Origin of the sequence: Lysinibacillus sp. NPDC093190 (assembly GCF_050280425.1) — a bacterium.
Lineage (GTDB): Bacteria > Bacillota > Bacilli > Bacillales_A > Planococcaceae > Lysinibacillus.
The window spans coordinates 1-22,517 of record NZ_JBNNVG010000050.1 but is presented as its reverse complement, the minus strand read 5'-3'; the positions used below and the strand labels follow the sequence as shown (position 1 = coordinate 22,517).

The 22,517-nt window shown below is 39.0% G+C and carries 19 protein-coding genes and 3 tRNA genes; 19 read left to right on the top strand and 3 right to left on the bottom strand.

All coding sequences use genetic code 11. The annotated features are described in order from the left end of the window. On the top strand, window positions 1-212 hold a 212-nt coding region (locus ACQKOF_RS24080), incomplete at its 5' end, for a hypothetical protein (RefSeq protein WP_427562660.1). A 158-nt stretch (window positions 213-370) separates the two neighbouring features. Here ACQKOF_RS24080 and ACQKOF_RS24075 read toward each other — a convergent pair. From ACQKOF_RS24075 to ACQKOF_RS24065, 3 genes are all read right to left on the bottom strand, one after another. Then, window positions 371-442, bottom strand: a tRNA-Glu gene (locus ACQKOF_RS24075). Window positions 443-447: 5 nt separating this feature from the next. Next, window positions 448-524: transfer RNA gene (locus ACQKOF_RS24070), tRNA-Met, on the bottom strand. 10 nt (window positions 525-534) lie between these two features. Beyond that, a tRNA-Gly gene (locus tag ACQKOF_RS24065) sits at window positions 535-609 on the bottom strand. A gap of 530 nt (window positions 610-1,139) precedes the next feature. On the opposite strand from ACQKOF_RS24065, the gene ACQKOF_RS24060 reads away from it, so the two are divergent. The 18 genes from ACQKOF_RS24060 (at window position 1,140) to ACQKOF_RS23975 (ending at window position 21,674) form a co-directional block, all read left to right on the top strand. Further along, window positions 1,140-3,533, top strand: a complete 2,394-nt coding sequence (locus ACQKOF_RS24060; protein ID WP_427562657.1) for a SpoIIE family protein phosphatase — start codon at window positions 1,140-1,142, stop codon at window positions 3,531-3,533. 28 nt (window positions 3,534-3,561) lie between these two features. Continuing rightward, window positions 3,562-4,968, top strand: a complete 1,407-nt coding sequence (gene tilS, locus ACQKOF_RS24055) for a tRNA lysidine(34) synthetase TilS (protein WP_427562654.1) — start codon at window positions 3,562-3,564, stop codon at window positions 4,966-4,968. 64 nt (window positions 4,969-5,032) lie between these two features. Beyond that, window positions 5,033-5,575, top strand: a complete 543-nt coding sequence (gene hpt / locus ACQKOF_RS24050) for a hypoxanthine phosphoribosyltransferase (protein WP_427562651.1) — start codon at window positions 5,033-5,035, stop codon at window positions 5,573-5,575. Between the two features lie 250 nt (window positions 5,576-5,825). After that, entirely contained in the window at window positions 5,826-7,850 is a 2,025-nt protein-coding gene (gene ftsH / locus ACQKOF_RS24045; protein ID WP_427562649.1) for an ATP-dependent zinc metalloprotease FtsH, read from the top strand. A 148-nt stretch (window positions 7,851-7,998) separates the two neighbouring features. Next, on the top strand, window positions 7,999-8,832 hold the full coding sequence (locus tag ACQKOF_RS24040) for an aldo/keto reductase (RefSeq protein WP_427562646.1): 834 nt from the start codon (window positions 7,999-8,001) through the stop codon (window positions 8,830-8,832). Window positions 8,833-9,597: 765 nt separating this feature from the next. Beyond that, a complete protein-coding gene (locus ACQKOF_RS24035; RefSeq protein ID WP_370047860.1) occupies window positions 9,598-10,365 on the top strand; it encodes a type III pantothenate kinase in 768 nt (255 codons plus the stop codon). 21 nt (window positions 10,366-10,386) lie between these two features. Continuing rightward, window positions 10,387-11,268, top strand: coding sequence for an Hsp33 family molecular chaperone HslO (hslO, locus tag ACQKOF_RS24030; protein ID WP_427562643.1), 882 nt, complete (start codon window positions 10,387-10,389; stop codon window positions 11,266-11,268). After that, window positions 11,252-12,223: a peptidyl-prolyl cis-trans isomerase gene (locus ACQKOF_RS24025; RefSeq protein WP_427562640.1), complete on the top strand. Its 972-nt coding sequence runs from the start codon at window positions 11,252-11,254 to the stop codon at window positions 12,221-12,223. Before hslO ends, ACQKOF_RS24025 begins: the two co-directional genes overlap by 17 nt. A 261-nt stretch (window positions 12,224-12,484) precedes the next feature. Beyond that, window positions 12,485-13,414 carry a cysteine synthase A gene (cysK, locus tag ACQKOF_RS24020; protein ID WP_427562637.1) on the top strand — a complete coding sequence of 310 codons (930 nt, stop codon included), beginning with the start codon at window positions 12,485-12,487 and terminating at the stop codon, window positions 13,412-13,414. Between the two features lie 227 nt (window positions 13,415-13,641). Then, window positions 13,642-15,051, top strand: coding sequence for an anthranilate synthase component I family protein (locus tag ACQKOF_RS24015; RefSeq protein ID WP_427562634.1), 1,410 nt, complete (start codon window positions 13,642-13,644; stop codon window positions 15,049-15,051). Next, entirely contained in the window at window positions 15,048-15,629 is a 582-nt protein-coding gene (pabA, locus tag ACQKOF_RS24010) for an aminodeoxychorismate/anthranilate synthase component II (RefSeq protein WP_427562631.1), read from the top strand. Before ACQKOF_RS24015 ends, pabA begins: the two co-directional genes overlap by 4 nt. Beyond that, on the top strand, window positions 15,630-16,469 hold the full coding sequence (gene pabC / locus ACQKOF_RS24005; protein WP_427562628.1) for an aminodeoxychorismate lyase: 840 nt from the start codon (window positions 15,630-15,632) through the stop codon (window positions 16,467-16,469). A gap of 13 nt (window positions 16,470-16,482) precedes the next feature. Beyond that, window positions 16,483-17,337 carry a dihydropteroate synthase gene (folP, locus tag ACQKOF_RS24000; protein WP_427562625.1) on the top strand — a complete coding sequence of 285 codons (855 nt, stop codon included), beginning with the start codon at window positions 16,483-16,485 and terminating at the stop codon, window positions 17,335-17,337. Then, window positions 17,337-17,702: a dihydroneopterin aldolase gene (gene folB / locus ACQKOF_RS23995; RefSeq protein WP_427562622.1), complete on the top strand. Its 366-nt coding sequence runs from the start codon at window positions 17,337-17,339 to the stop codon at window positions 17,700-17,702. Before folP ends, folB begins: the two co-directional genes overlap by 1 nt. Beyond that, a complete protein-coding gene (gene folK, locus ACQKOF_RS23990) occupies window positions 17,702-18,223 on the top strand; it encodes a 2-amino-4-hydroxy-6-hydroxymethyldihydropteridine diphosphokinase (RefSeq protein ID WP_427562619.1) in 522 nt (173 codons plus the stop codon). Before folB ends, folK begins: the two co-directional genes overlap by 1 nt. Before the next feature lie 122 nt (window positions 18,224-18,345). Then, entirely contained in the window at window positions 18,346-19,386 is a 1,041-nt protein-coding gene (gene dusB, locus ACQKOF_RS23985) for a tRNA dihydrouridine synthase DusB (protein ID WP_427562616.1), read from the top strand. A gap of 232 nt (window positions 19,387-19,618) precedes the next feature. Further along, entirely contained in the window at window positions 19,619-21,121 is a 1,503-nt protein-coding gene (gene lysS, locus ACQKOF_RS23980) for a lysine--tRNA ligase (protein ID WP_427562613.1), read from the top strand. Between the two features lie 280 nt (window positions 21,122-21,401). Further along, window positions 21,402-21,674 (top strand): hypothetical protein, encoded by a 273-nt coding sequence (locus ACQKOF_RS23975; protein WP_053485351.1) that lies wholly within the window; start codon window positions 21,402-21,404, stop codon window positions 21,672-21,674. Window positions 21,675-22,517 lie beyond the last annotated feature (843 nt).

Below are 22,517 nucleotides of genomic sequence, written 5' to 3'. Positions count from 1 at the left end.
AAAGCGAAGCGGCAGCAACAACAACGGGGTTTTGTCTGTGCGAAAGCGAAGCGGCAGCAACAACAACGGGGTTTTGTCTGTGCGAAAGCGAAGCGGCAGCAACAACAACGGGGTTTTGTCTGTGCGAAAGCGAAGCGGCAGCAACAACAACGGGGTTTTGTCTGTGCGAAAGCGAAGCGGTAGCAACAACAACAACGGGAAGTTGGTCATGAAGCCGTTATCACAGCACTTCCGTTATTGGTTGCTCCAGGGTCTCAGACAGTAAAAAATAAATGTGATATTTTTAGTATTCAACTTTAAAGCTTAAGCTGTACTACTAACCTGCAAAAAATAGGCGCCTCAGAAATTATTCTGAGACGCCTATTTGAGATGACCCCTACGGGATTCGAACCCGTGTTACCGCCGTGAAAGGGCGGTGTCTTAACCACTTGACCAAGGGGCCTACTATGGTGGCGGCCGAGGGGATCGAACCCCCGACCTTACGGGTATGAACCGTACGCTCTAGCCAGCTGAGCTAGGCCGCCATTAAGATTATGGAGCGGAAGACGAGGTTCGAACTCGCGACCCCCACCTTGGCAAGGTGGTGTTCTACCACTGAACTACTTCCGCGTTCTTTTTAACAACAAGTTAAATAATACAAGCCTTTGTTACTAACGTCAAGTAGTTTTTTAAAAAAAATTAATAAAAATATATGATTTTATAAATTATTTAAAGAGTTGCTAACGAAAAGAGGGGGATTTTCTTGAAATGGGAAATTTATCAAACTTTTTGTTCTTAAGTAGAAAAGTATCAGTGTAACTGCTGACTATAGTATTTTGACGAAATAGGGAGCATCGACCAATGAAAAAGTAAGGATGAACACACACTAGACCTCTCAGGGGATAGATTTTGTAACGTATCTCATGTAACGAAGGTAGAACTTCATTATTTGAATTTTCGTAATTTTAAAAACCTATCGTATTAAAAGAGATGTTTCTAATCTTGTGTAGCCGATAGTTTTTGTAGGAATTGTTGCCATTTCTCGTATTTATGCATATGTATTCGTCGAAATGTTTATATTTTTTTCTGTCACCGTCAGACAATCTTTCCATACATAATTTCTTATAATAGCTCTTAAAGTGCAGAAAGGGGATAGTGAAATGACGAGTATTGAATGGTATAACACGGCAAATGTAGACGAACAAAAATTAGGAGTGAAAAAAAGGCAATTGCTAATCGGCTCTTTATTTTTTTTAACATCCTTCTTTTTAGCCCAGTCTGTTGTATTTGAAGCGGCCGTACCTTTCTCGGTTCCTTTTTGGGCAATTATTCGAATAAAGTATAAGGAATATCCCAAATATGTTTTGTTCGGTAGTCTGGTAGGATGTTTTTTCCTTGGTCTTGGACAAGTCTTCATTTTAGCATTGCAAATCGTCATATATGAATGTATCATGCGCTTCCGTTATTGGCAGCTACCGCAAAGTATAGCAGTCTCCTTATCAGTACTACTTGTGCAAATAATGTGGCAGGGAGTTATGTATCAAGGTTTACCACCGGTGCTTGTGCAATTTTATGTAGGTTGTGAAGCGGCTTTAGCTCTTATTATGACACTGTTTATGCAAGTGTTGTTTATCAATTCTTATGAATGGTTTACGAGTCATTGGACTTATGAGAAGCTAGGCTCTGGATTAGTTGTATTTGCTGCTATGCTTACAGGAATGCAAGCAGTTGTCATTAGCTATTTTTCACTGCCTATTTTTTTATTACAACTATTAATTTGCTTCGGTGCATCAGTAGGAAGTGTACCATTAGCGACGGTTATCGGAGCCGTGCTCGGGACTCTCATAGGTGTTGCAAAACTTTCATTTACGGGTATGCTGTCTGTAGCCACCTTAACGGGATTGTGTGCTGGGATGGGGGCTCGCATTGGAAGATTTGGTGTAGCAATTGGTAGTATTTTGCCAAGTGTGTTTTTTTTATTTTACGATGCAACATTGCCGTTAGATAGCGTTTATTTTACATCGATTGCTGTTGGGAGTATTGCTTTTCTAACCATCCCGAAAAAATATTCTGATAAGGTTCGGGACAAGCTGTTTCCGCAGCGTGAGGAGGTCTTACTCGCCCGTCAAAATTGGTTAACAGAGCATGTTACGTTTAAATTAGAGCATTTTCAGCATTTTGTACAATTTATGAAGGAGCTTGTGTTTGAGCGCTTTATGACGGCCCCAATAGAAGAGGTGAGGGAAGTGTCACCGATGAATACATGCTTAAGCTGTTTCCGCTATGATCGCTGTTGGGGAGCGCAAAATAACGGAATGGACAAGCTTATAACAGACTGGTTTCATATGAAGGGCGTTGGGAAGGATTCTTCTCTTCATCGTGTCGAAGAACAAATACGTTATAAATGCGTGAAATCAACGAAAATTTTCGAAGAATTGGAAACGGAGCTGTACAGAGAGCGCATTAATGGACAGTATTTTCATGGTAAGAAAATGATTGCGCTTCAGCTACGTGATATGAGTAATCATCTAAATCAATTAATAGCGGAGATGAAAGAAGAGACTATTTCATTCGTTAGTGTGGAAAAGGACATTACCCAACGATTAAAGGATGCACATATTGAATGTTTTCAACTAGATGTGCTAAGTAATAAGCCGGGAGCGCGAAAAATTGTCTGCGCTTTAGCACCAGCACGAGTCAACTGGGAGGAAGACACAACATTAGCTGAACGGATGATACTGCCAATTTTATATGACATTTTTGAAGAACCATTTGAAATTGAAAAAGTAGTAGCAAGTGATATACCATTTCGTCACATTCAAGTAAGCTTTAGATCAGCTATTAGCTTTGAAGTAGAGTATGATATATACAGCATGTCTAAAGATGCGACATTATATTCGGGTGATTCCCATGCATTATTTCAATTACATCCAGGACTATTTGCGATTTTATTATCAGATGGTATGGGTCAGAGTAAAGAAGCACAGCATGAGAGTAGAAAGTTAATACATTTAATGCGGGAATGTTTAAATTACAATATGAACCCAGAGACTGCAATGCATACGTTGCATTATGTCATGTCCCTAAAGCAACAAAATGATATGTATGCAACACTTGATTTCGCACTTGTCGATTTACAACACGGTGATTTATGGTCGTGGAAGGCTGGGGGAATGTCTACGTATATTTTACGTGGGAAAGAGGTACTGAAGGTTGAAAGCCATGCAGCGCCAGTAGGTTTTTTATCCATTTCAGCAGTCGAGGCTGAAAAAAGAAAGCTTAAAGCGGGCGATGTAATTTTGATGCACTCTGATGGATTATTTTCAAGCGTTGATGATTGGGACGAGCAAGAAGAGGCATTTTTAGCGTATGCGCAGCAGGTGGCAGGCACTACTAAAACTATCCAGGAAAAACTAACAATGATTATGCAATCTTTCCAATCTTACTATGCCATTGAAGACGATTGCACTGTATTGATGCTGGAGGTTACACATGTTGTACCTACATGGGCTGTATTTAGGCCAGTTCAACACTCTATGAGCAATTCATCATAAAAAAGAACGAAAAGGGGAGGAGAAGCGTTTGTCACTTGAATTAAAGGTCAAAAAATTTATCGAAGAAGAGCAATTATTACAGCAAGACGACCATCTTCTCATCGCCGTTTCGGGTGGAGTGGATTCGATGGCTTTACTCCATTATTTTGTCAAAACAAAAGAGCAATGGGGAATTACGGTAGAAGCCGTACATGTGGATCATATGCTAAGAGGTGAAGCATCTGCTGAGGACAGAGCTTTTGTCCAAAAATATTGTGATGAGTATGGTGTATACTTATATGCAAAGGCAATTCCAATACCAGAGATTATGGCTTTAGAAAATGGGAATACGCAGCTTATTTGTCGTAGAGAACGGTATCAATATTTTAAAGAGGTCATGGGAAAAACAAATGCTAGCAAGCTTGTAACTGCACATCATGCGGACGACCAACTGGAGTCAGTATTAATGGCCCTGACAAAAAATGCAACGATAAATGGTATGCAAGGTATACGTTCACAACGAATTTTTGTAGGAAAAACATTAATTCGTCCGTTTTTAACGGTTACAAAGTCCGAAATAAGGGAATATTTACTTAAGCAAGGTTTAGATTATCGGGAAGACGCTAGCAATGCTAAGGACACCTATGTACGCAATCGTTTTAGACATCATGTGGTGCCTTTGTTGGAGGTAGAAAACCCACGAGTAACAGAGCAGGTAACCCATTTTACAAAACAATTGCAAGAAGACGATGCCTATTTAATGACATTGGCGAAGGATGTATTTTCTAGAACAGTAAAAAGAATAGACGGAAATACATATAGCATGGAAATTAAGGCTCTTCAATTGGTACCACTTGCTTTACAAAGGAGGCTCATTTTAATACTATTAAACTATCTTTACAAAGATTCAAATACGATACAAAGTTATGCTTTATTGACTTCGATTTCAAAGCTTTGTGATACGACAGCAGGGTATGCTGAAGTTCACTTGCCAGAAGATTTTATAGCAGTTCGCCGTTACGGAAAATTAACGATTCAGAAGAAAGAGCCATTAGAAGGTCAAGCTTCTCCTGAGAAAAAGATTATTTCGACTGCTAATGGGTGGACAACACTGACGAATGGTGAACGTTTATGCGTAGTCGAGTTGCCTGATTTATCGTCTGAAATGCTGACGGATACTGCACAACTTTTTTATTTTAACGCTAGCAAACTCAAACTTCCACTCTATGTTAGGGCGCGTAAGGAAGGGGACAAAATACTGTTAAAAGGAATGGATCAGCCAAAACGCTTATCTCGCCTTTTTATAGATGAAAAGATTCCTTTAAATGAGCGAAATAGCTGGCCGTTACTGATTTCTCAATCTGATGAGGTCGTAGCGGTAATTGGTGTGCGTATGGGAATGTTTTTTTCAATCTCTCCGCAACCAAACGATGATACAGTGCTCATCGTAGACTAAGGTCTTTGTAAAATTTCACCGCAAATGGTTGAACATTTTTTTATACACACGAGGAGGAATCGCTATGTTACAAAATGACATCGAAAAAGTTATGATTACAGAAGAACAATTACAAGAAAGAATCGCTGATTTAGGAGCACAATTGACAGAGGAATACAAAGATTCATTCCCGTTAGCTGTTGGTGTTTTAAAAGGGGCAATGCCTTTTATGACAGACTTGATGAAACGCTTCGATTCTTTCATTGAGCTAGATTTTATGGATGTTTCTAGCTATGGTAATGCTACAGTTTCATCAGGGGAAGTTAAAATTCTAAAGGATTTAAATACAAGCGTTGAGGGGCGTGACGTATTAATCATCGAGGATATCATTGATAGCGGCTTAACGTTAAGCTATTTAGTTGACTTATTTAAATACCGCAAAGCAAAATCCATCAAAATCGTTACATTGTTAGATAAACCATCAGGTCGTAAAGTAGACTTAGGTGCTGATTATGTTGGTTTTAAAGTACCGGACGGTTTTGTTGTAGGGTATGGTTTAGACTACGCAGAAAAATACCGTAATTTACCGTATATCGGCATTTTAAAGCCAGAAGTTTATTCTTTCTAATTAACGAAAGAACAGCTATGAAAAGTGAGTCTCCAGCGAAGGTTATAGATTTTTTTTACTTACTTCAAAAATCTAGGACGTTGTTAGATACAACTACGCTGGAACATAGTGAATAAATGCATAAATATGTTTCGATTTCGACAAAAATCGCATGAAACTTTTTTTATGTAGGGCTTTTCGTTGTATGATGAAATCATGATATGTTAAGATTTTACTTATAATTTTTCTGTTTGTAATGAGGAGGCTGGAGATGAATCGAATATTTCGATATACCATATTCTATTTACTGATTTTCTTAGTGATTATCGGTATTTTTGGTACTTTCAATGGTGGAAATGCACCAACGAAAGAGATATCTTATACTGAGTTTCAAGAAGCTCTAGATAAGAAAGAAATAACAAGTGCTACAATTCAACCTGATAAATCAGTATACATCGTTGAAGGTACAATGAAGGGGTACGAAAAAGGGGAAAGTTTTACTACAAACATCCCTCGTGAAAACCAATCTTTAATGGACCGCATCGATAAGGCTGCTAAAGATACGAATAGTAATTTTAAATATTTAACAGCACCAGAAACAAGTGGATGGATTCAATTCTTTACAGGAATTATTCCTTTCATCATTATTATCTTCTTATTCTTCTTCCTAATGAGTCAATCTCAAGGTGGCGGTAATAAAGTGATGAGCTTTGGTAAAAGTAAAGCTAAACTTTATGACGACCAGAAGAAAAAAGTTCGTTTTACAGACGTAGCGGGTGCTGATGAAGAGAAAGCAGAGCTTGTAGAGGTTGTTGACTTCTTAAAGGATCATCGTAAATTTACTGAAATTGGTGCCCGAATTCCAAAGGGTATCTTACTTGTAGGTCCTCCTGGTACAGGTAAAACATTACTTGCACGAGCAGTAGCAGGTGAGGCAGGCGTACCATTCTTCTCGATTTCAGGATCTGACTTCGTAGAGATGTTTGTCGGTGTCGGTGCATCACGTGTTCGTGACTTATTCGAAAATGCAAAGAAAAATGCACCTTGTATCATCTTTATCGATGAGATTGATGCAGTAGGTCGTCAACGTGGCGCAGGTCTTGGTGGTGGCCATGACGAGCGTGAACAAACACTGAACCAATTGTTAGTTGAAATGGATGGTTTCGGAGCAAACGAAGGTATTATTATTATCGCTGCAACAAACCGCCCAGATATTTTAGATAAAGCGTTATTACGTCCTGGTCGATTTGACCGTCAAATTACAGTGGGACACCCTGATGTAAAAGGTCGTGAAGCGATTCTAAAAGTACATGCGCGCAACAAACCTTTAGCAGATACAGTAGATTTAGCTGCTGTTGCACAACGTACACCAGGTTTCTCAGGTGCCGACTTAGAGAACTTGTTAAATGAAGCTGCACTTGTAGCTGCTCGTAAAAGTAAACGTACAATTAATATGGCAGATATCGATGAGGCATCTGACCGAGTAATTGCAGGTCCAGCAAAAGCTAGCCGCGTTTACTCAGCAAAAGAGAAGAAACTTGTATCCTTCCACGAAGCCGGCCACGTAGTTGTTGGTTTAGAGCTAGATGAAGCAGATACAGTACACAAAGTAACAATCGTCCCTCGTGGCCAAGCTGGAGGTTACGCGATTATGTTACCGAAGGAAGAACGTTTCTTCACAACAAAACAAGAACTATTAGACCGTATTGCAGGACTTCTTGGTGGTCGTGTGGCAGAGGAAATCGTACTTGGAGAAGTATCTACTGGGGCACATAATGACTTCCAAAAAGTAACAAGTATTGCACGTGCTATGGTCACTGAATATGGTATGAGTGAAAATCTTGGTGCAATGCAGTTTGGTTCAAGTCAGGGTGGGAATGTATTCCTTGGTCGTGACTTTAATTCAGATCAAAACTACTCTGATTCAATCGCTTATGAAATTGATAAGGAAATGCAAAAAATTATCGATTCGCAATATGCGCGTACTAAACGAATCCTAACTGAAAAACGTGGATTACTTGATTTAATTGCTAACACATTAATGAAAAAAGAAACATTGAATGCGCAAGAAATCGAGCATTTACGTGATCACGGTGTCTTACCGGAACCAGAGGTAGAACCGGTTGTTGAAAAAGCTCCTAAAGCTGAAGCTCAACCAATATTAGATGTAGTTGGTGAACAGGCTGTTAAAAAAGAATTACTTAGCAATGAGCCAGATCCAACAACAGCTGATTTACCTAAAGAAGGCCGAGAGTCGAATGATACACCAAAAGGTATTGATGAAAAGCGTGATTAATATGGGAAAGACTGTTTACGATTTTAGTAAGCAGTCTTTTTCTTTGCCTTTTTTCGGCCTTAGGTATTACGATAGAACCTATATTACGCAGCTGCGTAATATAGGTTCTTTAAGATTTTAGGACCAAAATAGATAGGAGTGTTGAAACGTGAGAAACGTAACATTGAATAATAGTTTAGAAATGCCGTTAATCGGCTATGGCGTTTTTCGAGTACCTGAAGGGGATGACTTGGCTGAGGCGGTAAAAACAGCTATTGCAAGAGGTTACCGTAGCATTGATACAGCTCAAGTATATCGCAATGAAGAGAGTGTTGGACGAGGAATTCGTGCAGCGATTGACGAGGGCTTAGTAACACGTGAAGAACTATTCGTAACATCAAAGGTTTGGAATGATGGACTCTCCTATGAAGAAACACTTGTAGCTTATGATAGTAGTTTAGAAAAATTAGGATTAGATTATTTAGATTTATATTTAGTTCACTGGCCGGGTATAGATACAAATTATGTTGATGTTTATAAAGCGCTTGAAAAAATCTATCAGGATGGACGTGTACGATCAATCGGTGTTAGTAATTTCCATGTCCACCATTTAGAAAATTTATTAAAGGAAACATCAGTTATTCCTGTTATTAATCAAATTGAATTTCATCCGCACTTAACTCAAGAGGAAGTTCGTGCATATTGTAAGGAAAAAGGAATACAGGTAGAAGCATGGTCACCACTGATGAATGGTTCTTTATTGGAAGAATCATTGATTCAGCAGCTAGCTTCTAAATATGGCAAAACGCCAGCGCAAATTGTCTTACGCTATGATGTGCAGCATGGTGTAGTCACTATTCCCAAAACAATGACTCCTGCACGCATGACGGAAAATCTAACGGTTTTTGACTTTGCATTAACAGAGGAAGAAATGGCCCAGTTAGATGCACTAAATGATGGCCTACGTTGCGGACCAGACCCAGAAAAATTTAATTTTAAATAATATGAAAGGAGCTACCAATATGGGGTAGCCCCTTTTTCATAGTATGGCTCTTCGGCAAAACGAGGGGTTGGTTTCCGATTCCGACTGGGCGCTTTGTTGCTGACGCTTCGCTTTCGCACAGATAAAACATTTGCCGCTGCCGCTTGGGCCAACACGAAGTTGGTCTCGAAGGCGTTATCACAGGACGTGATGCTCTTAGCCTTCGTTCCTCTATTGGCTCGCTCCAGGGTCTCATCTGTGACGCTGATCCCCAAGGAGTCGCCCAGTCTCCACTCCAATCAACCAAATCACATGACATACGTTTTAACAAAGTAAATCAACTGATTCACATAGCAAGTATCCTCTGACATGTAGTTTTATAGCAAAAGGGTTTTGTCTGTGCGACAGCAACAACGAAATGCATAAATTTTATAAAAGTTCTTCACTATTGCTGATTGGAGTGGAAGGCTACTCGACTCCCGTGGGAAAGCGAGACAGGCGAGACCCTGCACGGAGCGAAGCGGCTCGAATTTAAAATAATATGAATGGAGCTACCTAATATGAAGGTGGCTCCTTTTTGAAGTGAGCATGTATGCTATTTCATAGGAATAAAAGTGTGGTATCATTTTCTAAAGTGTTTTAACTTCTTTCCGATTCCGGACGCAATTATGCCGAGGTATAATTGATCTTTACTTTTTGTGCATGAGTATGCATTGTTTTAGTTGTATCAATCACATAGTGACAGGTACAATTACGATGAGGGGCAATAAATAGGAGGCATCGTCCATGATTTTAGTTTTAGATGCAGGAAATTCGAATATCGTATTAGGTGTCTATGATGATAACGATCAATTGGCCTTCCATTGGCGTATGGTGACAGACCTTCATAAAACAGAAGATGAATACGCAATGCAAGTATTATCTTTCTTTAATCATGCAGGCATTTCATTTGAACAGGTTACAGGCATTATTATATCCTCTGTTGTACCACCAATAATGTTTTCGTTAGAAGCGATGTGTCAAAAGTATTTTCGTAAAAAACCGCTCGTTGTAGGACCAGGTGTGAAAACAGGATTGAATATTAAATATGAAAACCCACGTGAAGTTGGCTCAGACCGCATAGTGAACGCTATTGCAGCTCTTGATGTTTATAAAGCACCACTGATTATTGTTGATTTTGGTACTGCCACAACATATTGTTACTTAAACGAAAAGGGCGATTATATGGGTGGTGCTATCGCTCCGGGTATTTCGATTTCAACGGAGGCGCTCTATACACAGGCAGCTAGATTGCCGCGTATTGAAATATTGCGCTCTACACATATTGTTGGAAAGACAACCGTATCTGCGATGCAGGCCGGAATTTTTTATGGCTTTGTTGGACAAGTTGAGGGAATTGTTAATCGCATGAAAGCACAAAGTAAGGAAGAGCCTTTAGTAATTGCTACTGGAGGATTAGCAAATTTAATTGCTGGGGAGACGCAAGCTATTGATGTAGTTGACCCGTTTTTAACATTAAAAGGCTTATATAAGCTATATAAACGCAATCAATAAGAAATGAGGGACATTTCATTTATGAAAGACTATTTAGTACGAGGTTTAGGGTTCAACGGACAGGTTCGCGTTTTTGCAGCTTGTACAACAGCAACTGTAGGAGAAGCGCAACGTCGTCATAATACATGGCCTGTTGTGTCGGCAGCCCTTGGTCGTTCTATGACTGCTGCGGTGATGATGGGTGCCATGTTAAAAGGTGAGGAAAAAATCACTGTTAAAATTGAGGGGAACGGTCCAATCGGCCCAATAGTAATTGACAGTAACGCGCAGGGTGAAGTGCGTGGCTTTGTAACAAATCCTCACGTTCATTTCGATTTAAACGAGCACGGTAAGCTTGATGTTCGAGCAGGTGTTGGAACAGAGGGTGCATTAACAGTCGTAAAAGATCTTGGCTTGAGAGACATGTTCTCTGGACAAACACCAATTGTATCAGGGGAAATTGCTGAGGACTTTACTTACTATTTCGCTACGTCAGAGCAAGTGCCTTCATCAGTTGGATTAGGGGTTTTAGTAAATCCTGATAACACAATTCTTGCAGCTGGTGGCTTTATCCTTCAATTAATGCCTGGCTGTGATGAAGAGACTATCAATGAAATTGAGCAGCATCTTGCTACTTTAGAGCCTGTTTCAAAAATGATTGAAAAAGGTTTTACACCGGAGCAAATTTTAGAAGCTGTATTAGGAAAAGGTCATCTACAAATTTTAGATTCCATGCCTGTAGAATTTAAATGTCAATGTTCAAAAGAGCGATTTGGTGCAGCGATTTTAGGGTTAGGGACACAGGAAATTCGAGAAATGATTGAAGAGGATGGCGAAGCAGAAGCACAATGTCACTTCTGTTTAGAAACATACCATTTCTCAAAAGAAGAGTTAGAAGGATTTATCGATGAGCTCAAAGCGTAATCGACGACCTTTATCCGCTGCAATACCCAATCAAACGCCCTTATTGCAACGCCGTCTTAAGACAAAACCTGCTTTAACAGTTATTGCAATCTTATTATTAGGAAATATTTTATGGATTATTGCTTGGTTAATCCCTAATAAAGACCAGGAAATTGGTAGCGACGAGCAAGTCGCTGCCGTTGACGGGGATATTATTACACGTCAAGAGTGGATGGTTGCCATGGAAGAACGCTATGGTAAAGAGACGCTACAAAACTTAGTGAATGAATCTGTGATGGAAAAGGCAGCTAAAAAGTTTAAAATACAAGTATCGGATAAGGAGATTGATTTAGAATTAGCCTTAATGCGTTCTGCTCAAGATAAATTTGATACTGCAATGCAAAACCTTTCATCAGAGCAACTGCGACAAAAAATTCGCTCACAGCTTATTTTGGATAAGGTACTGACGAAAGACGTGGTTATAAAAGAAGGTAGTATTGAAAAATATTATGAGGAAAATCAGGCGCTGTACAATACAAAAACAAGCTATCGTACGAATTTTATAGAAGTGGATTCAAAAAAAGCTGCTGAGGAAGCATTAAGTGAAATGAAAGATGCCTCTGATTTTTCTGTGCTAGCACGTGAAATATCAGTAGACAGTGCGTCAGCTAGCTTAGGCGGAGATATTGGTTTCCTCACTGAAAAACAGGAAAATGTCGATCCTGCCATTTTAAAAGCAGTGAAGGCTTTAAAAGCAGGAGAGGTTAGTAAAGCATTTAAACTTGCGAACGGTCATTATGGAATTGTACAAGTTCAAGAGATAACAGAAGGACAATCCTTTACATATGACGATGTGAAAGAACATATTGAACGTGAGCTTGCTTTAGAGCAATTGCCACAACATGTTACACCGGAATCATTTTGGTCTGAATTCAATGCAACTTGGTATTACGGAGAAGCGAAAAAAGGTAAATAACATGCTCTGAAATGAGCTTAAAGAATCTGCAAGATATCTGCGGGAAAAGTGAGCCAGGGAAACCCCTGCAGACGTTTAGCGTCAACAGAGTAAAGGCTCCCTAGGATATTGAGCGGATTTTTTGTTTACCCTAGTTTAGATTGGTTGCAATAAATATTCTGAAAATATAAGTTATATTTATTGACAATCGAATGGAAAAATTGATAAAATCAAAATAAGTAAAACCTATAAAATTAGTAGGGATTAGGAGTGGATTGATAAATGAGTAGATTAGCGAACTCAGTAGCTGAATTAGTTGGTAAAACACCAATTGTTAAATTAAATCATGCAACAAGTGAAAATGAAGGTACTGTTTATGTAAAATTAGAATATTTTAACCCGGGCAGCTCAGTGAAAGACCGTTTAGCTTTAGCGATGATTGAAGCAGCTGAGAAAGACGGTACATTAAAGCCAGGTGGTACAATTATTGAGCCTACTTCTGGAAATACAGGTATTGGTCTTGCGATGATTGCTGCAGCTAAAGGCTATAAAGCTATTTTAGTAATGCCAGAAACAATGAGCTTAGAGCGTCGCAACTTATTACGTGCATATGGTGCAGAGCTTGTATTAACACCTGGACCAGCAGGTATGAAAGGTGCAATTTCTAAGGCGGAAGAATTATCTGCTGAGCATGGCTACTTCTTACCACAACAATTCACGAACCCAGCTAATGCTGTTGTCCACCGTTTAACAACTGGTCCAGAAATTGTAGAAGCATTTGAAGGTTTAAAATTAGATGCATTTGTATCTGGTGTTGGTACGGGCGGTACAATTACGGGTGCAGGCGCTGTGCTAAAAGAGAAGTACCCAGATATTGAAATTATTGCAGTTGAGCCAAAAGATTCACCTGTACTTTCTGGCGGTCAACCAGGGCCTCATAAAATTCAAGGTATCGGAGCTGGCTTCGTACCTGAAGTGTTAGATACAGATGTTTATTCTTCTGTATCCCCAGTCGAAAATGAGATTGCTTTCGAGGTAGCTCGTAAAGTAGCACGTGAAGAAGGTATCTTATGCGGTATTTCATCAGGTGCAGCTATTCACGTTGCTATTGAGGCAGCAAAACGTTTAGGTAAGGGCTCAAATGTTCTTGCAATCGTACCTTCTAATGGGGAACGTTATTTATCAACACCTTTATATCAATTCGAAGACTAATCTAATTATTTGTACGTAAGGCTCCTTTAACGAGGAGTCTTTTTTTTATTTGATAAAGAATCTAAATCTATTATGGAAATGAGCGCTTTAGCACATTTGTTCATAACCGCTCTGATGTAGAAATATTCAGCAATTAAATTGATCGAGACTATTGAAAAATATTCGCTTCCAGGCAATATTCAAGTTAAGATGGAATCACATCATATGACTTAAAGGGGAATAGCAACTTGAAGACAATACTGACGAAAACAATATCGATGGATGCAGACTCGTTTTTTTATAGTTATAAGAAGCAAACAGAAGCAGAACAAGCACATGTGTTTTTAGAAAGTGGACGCGGAGGACATTTTACAATAGCTGCTTGGAATCCGCTAGCTACAGCACAATCGGTCGAAAATGGTTTGCTTGTAAATTGGAGAAATGGTGAGACTGAAAGTTTAATCGGTGAACCTCTTGCTTTGTTAGAGAAATTAGTGAAGAACTATCACATTTCATATAATGCGGAGCTTCCTGTTTTTCAAGGTGGAGCTATCGGGTTTGTTGCATACGATTATGCTCGTAAAATTGAAGTGTTACCTAATACTGCTGTAGATGATTTACATATACCAGATATCTATTTTTATATATTTGATTGCTGGGCAGTACACGATGTGAAAACAAATAAAGTAACGCTTATGAAGCTAGCTGATTGTCACGTAGATTTGGAAGAATGGGCTAATGTGTGGCAAGGGGCAGCGCAAGAAGGATTGCTTACACGTAAATTTGAAAAAACAAGCGCTGTAGAAATAGTAAATGACGAAAGTGAATTGTTAGTATCATTTGCTGGGACTGCTTTTGAGGAAGCGGTAAGTAAAATCCAAACATACATAGCGCAAGGTGATGTATTTCAAGTGAATTTGTCGGTACGTCAATCCAAAAAGTTAAACGCAACTGCAATGGATGTATATGAAGCGTTACGTGCATTTAATCCTTCACCCTACATGGCTTATATAGAAGCGCCCGATTTTGCTGTCGTTTCTGGTTCACCAGAGCTATTGGTGAAGCGTCATGGTAAAGAGTTGTCTACTCGACCAATTGCTGGTACACGCCCAAGAGGGAAATCGGAGGCAGAGGATTTAGCATTAGCGCAGGAATTGATTGATAACGATAAGGAACGTGCTGAACATGTAATGCTTGTTGATTTAGAGCGTAATGATTTAGGAAGAGTATCTACATATGGGACGGTTGAAGTAGATGAGTTCATGGTGATTGAACGCTATTCACACGTAATGCACATTGTTTCCAATGTACGAGGGGAAATAGCTGAAGGGAAAACCAATGCAGACGTTATCCGCGCTATGTTCCCAGGTGGCACAATAACAGGTGCACCGAAAATTCGTACGATGGAGATTATTGAAGAATTAGAGCCTGTAAGACGAGGGTTATACACGGGTTCAATTGGCTGGTTAGGCTTCACAGGGGATATGGAATTTAATATTGTTATTCGTACAGCATTTGTTAAAGATGGAGTAGCGCATATTCAGGCAGGAGCAGGTATTGTTATTGATTCTGTTCCGGAAAGAGAATACCAAGAATCTTTAAATAAAGCGAAGGCGATGTGGCAGGCAAAGGCAATGGCAGAGGAGCGAGCAAAATGATTTTAATGATTGATAACTACGATTCTTTTACGTATAACCTAGTACAGTATTTTGGGGGATTTGGTCATGAATTAGTGGTAAAAAGAAATGATGTATTGACGGTGAAAGATATTGAGCAGCTTGCACCAGACATGATTGTCATTTCTCCAGGGCCATGTAGCCCAAATGAAGCGGGTGAAAGTCTGAACATTATTAAGTATTTCGCGGGAAATATTCCGATTTTAGGAGTTTGCCTTGGTCATCAAGCCATTGCCCAAGTATTCGGAGGGAATGTCATACGGGCTGAGCGTTTGATGCATGGTAAAACATCACCTGTGCTACATGTTGAAATAGGTTTGCATAAGGGGATGCCAAATCCATTTGAAGCTACTCGGTACCACTCCTTAATTGTAGAAAAAGAAACATTACCAGCATGTTTTGAAGTGACGGCATGGACAGAAGAAGGCGAAATTATGGGCATTCGTCATAAGGACTATCCAATTGAGGGAGTGCAATACCATCCTGAATCGATTATGACGGAGCAAGGTAAAAAGCTTCTACACCAGTTTATAGATTTGTATGTTGAGGGAGCGAAGTAAATGCTGTGCTGGATGAATGGAGACTACATAGCGGCGCAGGATTTGCGTATTTCACCATTTGATCATGGATTTTTATATGGGTTAGGCTTTTTTGAAACGTTCCGAACGTATAAGGGCAAGGTGTTTTGCTGGGAAGCACATATGGAAAGGCTTCAAACCGCACTTTCTCAATATCGTATTCATATGCCGTATACTGACGAGGATTTACTGAAGGTTGTTCAGCTGTTAAATGAACAGGTCAATGGACAGGATGGGTATTTTCGTATAAATGTCTCAGCTGGAGAGCATAGTATCGGTTTACAGCCAACTGAATATAGACAACCGAATGTTATTGTTTTTCGTAAAGAATTACATGATACACCTCGAGGTATGGAAAAAAACGCACAATGGCTTGTAACACCGCGTAATACTCCTGAAAAAGGGCTTCGAGTGAAATCGCACCATTATGGCAATAACGTTCTTGGGCGTTTTGAGATGCCATCTTTGGCGCAACAAGAGGGCTTCTTTTTAACGGAAGAGGGCTTTGTTGCTGAAGGTGTAACATCAAATATCTTTTGGATGAAAGATGATATACTATATACGCCTTCCTTAGAGACTGGTATTTTACCTGGTATTATCCGAGCGTGGGTAGTTGAGCGAGCACACTCTCTAGGGATTAAGGTAAAAGAAGGTTTCTTTACTAAAGAGGATGTAGAGCAAAGTTCAGAGTGCTTTATTACTAACTCTATACAAGAGCTTGTTCCAATTCTTAACTTAGAGAGCAAGCAGTTATTAGGCAATAAAGGGCCTGTTTATTCGCGTTTACATGAAGCATTTGTCAATGAAGTGGGACAAGAATAGAAGGAGAGTTAATATGCTAGAAAAATATACAACACCATTAACTATAAACGGTATCACGTTAGACTATACAGCAGAAACTTTTGTGATGGGTATTTTAAATGTCACACCGGATTCATTTTCAGATGGAGGAAAGTACAATAACGTTGAAGCTGCTGTTGCACAAGCGAAAAAAATGGTAGCTGAGGGTGCAAAAATTATTGATGTTGGTGGAGAATCGACACGGCCAGGTTATGAACGTATTTCTGATGAGGATGAAATTGCACGAATTGTACCGGTTATCCAAGCGTTAGCAGCTGAAGTACCAGCAATTATTTCGGTTGATACGTATAAAGCGAACGTAGCGCGTGCAGCCATTGAAGCGGGTGCTCATATTATTAATGACATTTGGGGAGCGCAAGCTGAACCTGAGATTGCTCAGGTAGCTGCAGACTTAAATGTACCGATTATTTTAATGCATAATCGAGACAACACTGATTATGGTACTGATTTTTGGATGATGGCAAAAGCCGACTTAGAGAAGAGTATTGCTATTGCCCGGAATGCAGGTGTACCGGATCATCATATTATTTTAGATCCGGGCATAGGCTTTGCGAAAACTACCGCTCAAAATATAGAAATGATGCAGCATTTAGAAGATTTAGTAGCAATGGGTTATCCTGTTTTGCTAGCGACTTCGCGTAAATCAATGATTGGTAATGTCTTAAAGCTACCTGTCGAGGAGCGTATAGAAGGTACAGGAGCAACAGTTGTTTACGGTATTGAAAAAGGCTGTCATATGATTCGTGTGCATGATGTAAAGGAAATGGCGCGAGCTACACATATGGCTGATATTTTAGTTGGTAAGCGTACGTATAAGGAGGAAGCGTAATGGACTATATTCATTTAAAGGATATGCAGTTTTACGGCTATCACGGTGTTTTAGCAGCGGAAACAACACTCGGTCAACGCTTCCGTGCGAATGTTTCACTTGCTGTAGATATGACAAAGGCTGGAGAGACAGATGACTTAAATTATACGGTGAACTATGCAGAGGTTTATGCGTTATGCCGTGATATCGTAGAAGGCGAGCAGTTCAAGCTTATTGAAGCACTTGTATTAAAAATAGCAAACAGTATTTTAGAGACATATACAGAAAAGGTTAAGGGTGTTCGCGTGGAGCTTATTAAACCAGACCCACCAATCCATGGCTATTATAAAGAAGTATCGGTAGAGGTAACGAGAGGTGAATACTAATGAATGATGTGTATTTATCGATTGGTACAAATATGGGAGATCGGTTAGAAAACCTACAGCATGCTGTTAAACTTTTAAAGGGAAAAGCGGAAATTGAAGTTGTACACATTTCTTCAGTTTATGAAACAGCTGCTGTCGGCTACACGGACCAAGCAGACTTTTTAAATATTGCTGTTCATATTAAAACGAGTTATTCATCTTCTGAAATGCTGAAAATTTGCCAATGGGTTGAAAGTGAATTAGGGCGTGTTCGTGAATTTCGATGGGGCCCACGAATCATTGACCTTGACATTTTGCTCTACAATCACGAAAATATTGAAACAGAGAGCTTAATTGTTCCACATCCAAGAATGTACGAGCGAGCTTTCGTATTAGTACCATTGATAGAAATTACGCCTGCACCAGTAGGAAAACAGCTGCAAAGGGCACATGGTATAATGCAACAGATGGATTGTGAAGAGGAAGGCGTAACTTTATGGCAAGCATCAGCAGAGCTGAAAATTATGCAGTCCGTTAATTAAGTTTCTAATTCTTAAGTTAAAGCCTCTGGACGCAATTATGCCGAGGCATATTTAATTGTATTGCATTAACGATAGATATATATATAGAAATAGGTGAAAACCTATAGAAGGGGGAAACATCGTTGAGTCAGACAACTGAGAAGCCGTTTCAAATTGGCGATATAGTCATGGACAACCGTGTCGTATTAGCGCCAATGGCAGGAATCTGTAACTCTGCTTTCCGTTTAACTGTTAAGGAGTTCGGAGCAGGGCTAGTATATGCAGAAATGATTAGTGATAAAGGGATTGTCCAGAAGAACGAAAAAACACTAGGCATGCTTTATATCGATGAGCGTGAAAATCCACTTTCATTGCAAATTTTTGGCGGTGATAAGGCAACACTAGTGGAAGCGGCCAAGTATGTAGATGAAAACACAACTGCCGATATCATCGATATTAATATGGGCTGCCCAGTTAATAAAATTATTAAATGTGAAGCGGGCGCTCGTTTACTTTTAGATCCAAATAAATTATATGAAATGGTAGCGGCTGTTGTAGATGCAGTAAAAAAACCTGTCAGCGTAAAAATGCGTATTGGTTGGGATGACGAGCATATCTTTGCTGTTGAGAACGCACAAGCTGCCGAACGTGCTGGTGCTTCAGCAATAGCTGTTCATGGACGTACACGTGTACAAATGTACGAAGGAAAAGCAAATTGGGATATCATTCGTCAAGTGAAGGAAAATGTAAAAATTCCTGTGCTTGGTAATGGTGATGTAGAAACTCCTCAAGATGCAAAACGTATGCTTGATACTACTGGGGTGGATGCAGTAATGATTGGACGCGCTGCTCTAGGTAATCCATGGATGATTTATCGTACAGTTCAATACCTTGAAACTGGTGAGCTGAAAGAAGAGCCTAGTGTACGTGAAAAAATTGATGTGTGTTTACTTCACTTTGAACGCCTTATGCAATTAAAAGGCGAATCTGTGGCGGTACGTGAAATGCGTAAACATGCGTCATGGTATTTAAAAGGTATTCGCGGTAATGGTAAGGCGCGTAATGCGATTAACCAAACAGAAACTGCGGTAGATCTTCGTGCGCTATTAAATGGAATTGTACAAGACTATGAAGAGCTTGAATCTACATTAATAGTACCGGAAGCAAAAGAATTAATTATTTAACTTCTTTCAGCGGGTGTCCAAACATCCGCTGAAAGAAGTTAAATTGATTAAGTTTAAGAGGCGTCTCACCGTTCGTTTTGGGACGTCTATTTTTTTGTCAACTTTAATTTTTAGAATTATTAATCATTTATTCTCTTATGGAAATTAAATCGAAACAGATGATTACAGCAATAAAATTGTGTACAATAGAAATATTATGGACGTAAACGCAACGCGGACAATTTAATAAGGAGTGAAACAAGTGTCAAACATAGAAGAATTAAATGATCAGCTTTTGGTGAGACGCCAAAAAATGACGGCTATTCGAGAAAATGGTCAAGATCCATTTGGTAGCCGTTTTGAACGTACGCATTTATCAACGGAAGTGCGTGAACAATTTGCAGATCAAACAAAAGAGCAGCTAGAGGAAAACCTACAAGAGGTAATTATTGCGGGTCGTATTATGACGAAACGCGGTAAAGGAAAAGCTGGCTTTGCACATATTCAAGATTTAGGTGGCCAAATTCAAATTTACGTTCGTCAGGATCATGTTGGCGAAGAAGCATATGAATTATTTAAACAAGCTGACCTAGGCGATATCGTAGGTATTCGCGGTAATGTATTCCGAACACAAGTAGGAGAGCTTTCAGTTAAAGCTGAAGAATTTACATTCCTATCAAAAGCTTTACGCCCTATGCCAGAAAAATTCCATGGCTTACAAGATGTTGAACAACGTTACCGTCAACGTTATTTAGATTTAATGACGAATGAGGATAGTAAAACTACATTCATTACACGTTCTAAAATTATCCGTGCTATTCGCAATCATTTAGATAATGCAGGATATTTAGAAGTAGAAACACCAATGCTTCATACAATTGCTGGTGGTGCAGCGGCTCGTCCGTTTATTACACACCATAATGCACTTGATATGGAATTATATATGCGTATTGCAATCGAACTGCATTTGAAACGTCTAATTGTTGGTGGACTAGAGAAAGTATATGAAATTGGTCGTGTTTTCCGAAATGAAGGGATTTCAACACGCCACAACCCTGAATTCACAATGATAGAGCTGTATGAAGCTTATGCAGACTACAAAGATATTATGTCTCTAACAGAAACCCTTATTGCTCATGTAGCTCAAGAAGTTTTAGGTACTACTACAGTTCAATACGGTGAAGATGAAATTAATCTTGCTGTAGGCTGGAAACGAGTTCATATGGTAGATGCGGTAAAAGAAGCTACAGGTGTAGACTTCTGGCAACCTATGACTAAGGAGCAAGCTCAAGCACTTGCTAAAGAACATGGAGTAGAAGTTAAAGAAACACATGAGGTAGGGCATATTATTAACGAGTTCTTCGAGCAAAAGATTGAAGAGACTCTTGTTCAGCCTACATTTGTTTATGGTCATCCAGTAGAAATCTCACCTCTAGCAAAGAAAAACCCAGAGGACGAGCGTTTCACAGATCGTTTCGAACTATTTATCGTTCGACGCGAGCATGCAAATGCCTTTACAGAACTAAATGATCCAATTGACCAACGTGAGCGCTTTGAAGCTCAGTTAGCTGAAAAAGCAGCTGGTAATGATGAAGCACACGAGATGGACAATGATTTCATTGAAGCATTAGAATACGGTATGCCTCCAACAGGTGGATTAGGTATTGGTATCGACCGTTTAATCATGCTTCTTACAAATTCACCATCAATTCGCGACGTATTATTATTCCCAACAATGCGCCATACTACTAAATAATAGTTTTAAAAGAATATAGCACAACTACTACTCGGGATAAAAAGCGGTAGTCGAACTAGAAAAAGAAAGCTTTATTAAAAGGTTATCTTGAATAAGCAGGAGTCGAGGTGCAGAAGAAGCACTAAGACTCCTGTTTTGCATCTTCTGCAAATGAAATAAATTAGAAAGAATTAAGTAGAGTATTTAAATGATGAATGAATATAAGGTATACTTTTAGAGTTCTATAATTTGCAGATTAAATAGAAATAGACATTATCAAAAGTTTTATTGGAGGCTTATAATGAATTATAAAATCTTTAACAAACAAGTATTTGAACAGGCACAGGTACGATCGGTTTCAGATGTCCTGTTAACTGAAGAAGAGCTTGAGAATGGTATGAAATTGGCGGTTTCTAAGTCAGATCCAAATCTTACTTTATATTTAGTGGATATAGACGGTCAGAAGAAATTCGATGTCCGTTGGGATGATTCCTCTGAAATTTTCAGCGGCTGGTATTCGGCTTGGGATAATTTCTCTTGGTGCCTAGATATAGTTGATAAACAAAATGATTAAATTAGTAGATTTTTAGATTTAATTTAAAAAACAAACCGCATTTGAAAAGGGAACATATTATTGTATCTTATTCGGATTTCTTTTTTCTTGTTATTTTGTAGCAGAACAATAAAGTTAAAGAAGTAACAAACATGAATAAGTAGGAGTCGAGGTGCAGGAGAACCACTTTGGCTCCTTTTTTTCGCGATTGAGTAATTTGTAAGGGCAATGGCGCGTTACAATGTGTGTGTGATCGTTGATGCTCTTTCAAGGAAAGCTTGAGGAAGTGTTCTTTAATAAGGGTTTATTTATATAGCTCCTTATTTAGTTTGTTGAGATTTATGAGAAAGAGATGTATAGTAAAACAAATAAAGTGATAGATAGAAGATTATAAGAATTATTTAGTGCTCGAAAAAACGTAAAATAGCTCACTAATTCTATTTTTATAAAAAAGATAATTTTATAGCGAAAAACACTTGCGATTGTAATTGAATCATGATAAATTATTACTTGTCGTTAAGACGACGTAAGAAATAAAACGGATTGAAAAGAACATCAAAAAAGATGTTGACATTGAAATCCTAGATTGATATTATATAAGAGTTGTCGCTTTTAGAAAAGAAGTTAAAAAAACTTCTAGAAAAAAGAGTTGACAACGAAGACGAGAAATGTTATGATGTAAAAGTTGTCGAAATGAAACGACAACGAAATGAACCTTGAAAACTGAACAAGCAAAACGTAATCAATAAAGTTTTTAGTAGCTAACCTCGAGTTGGTGAACGAAACAAAATTTTGGACATCAAACATGATGCCAGCAAAACAATTTGAGCTAATCAAATTTCTTTTATGGAGAGTTTGATCCTG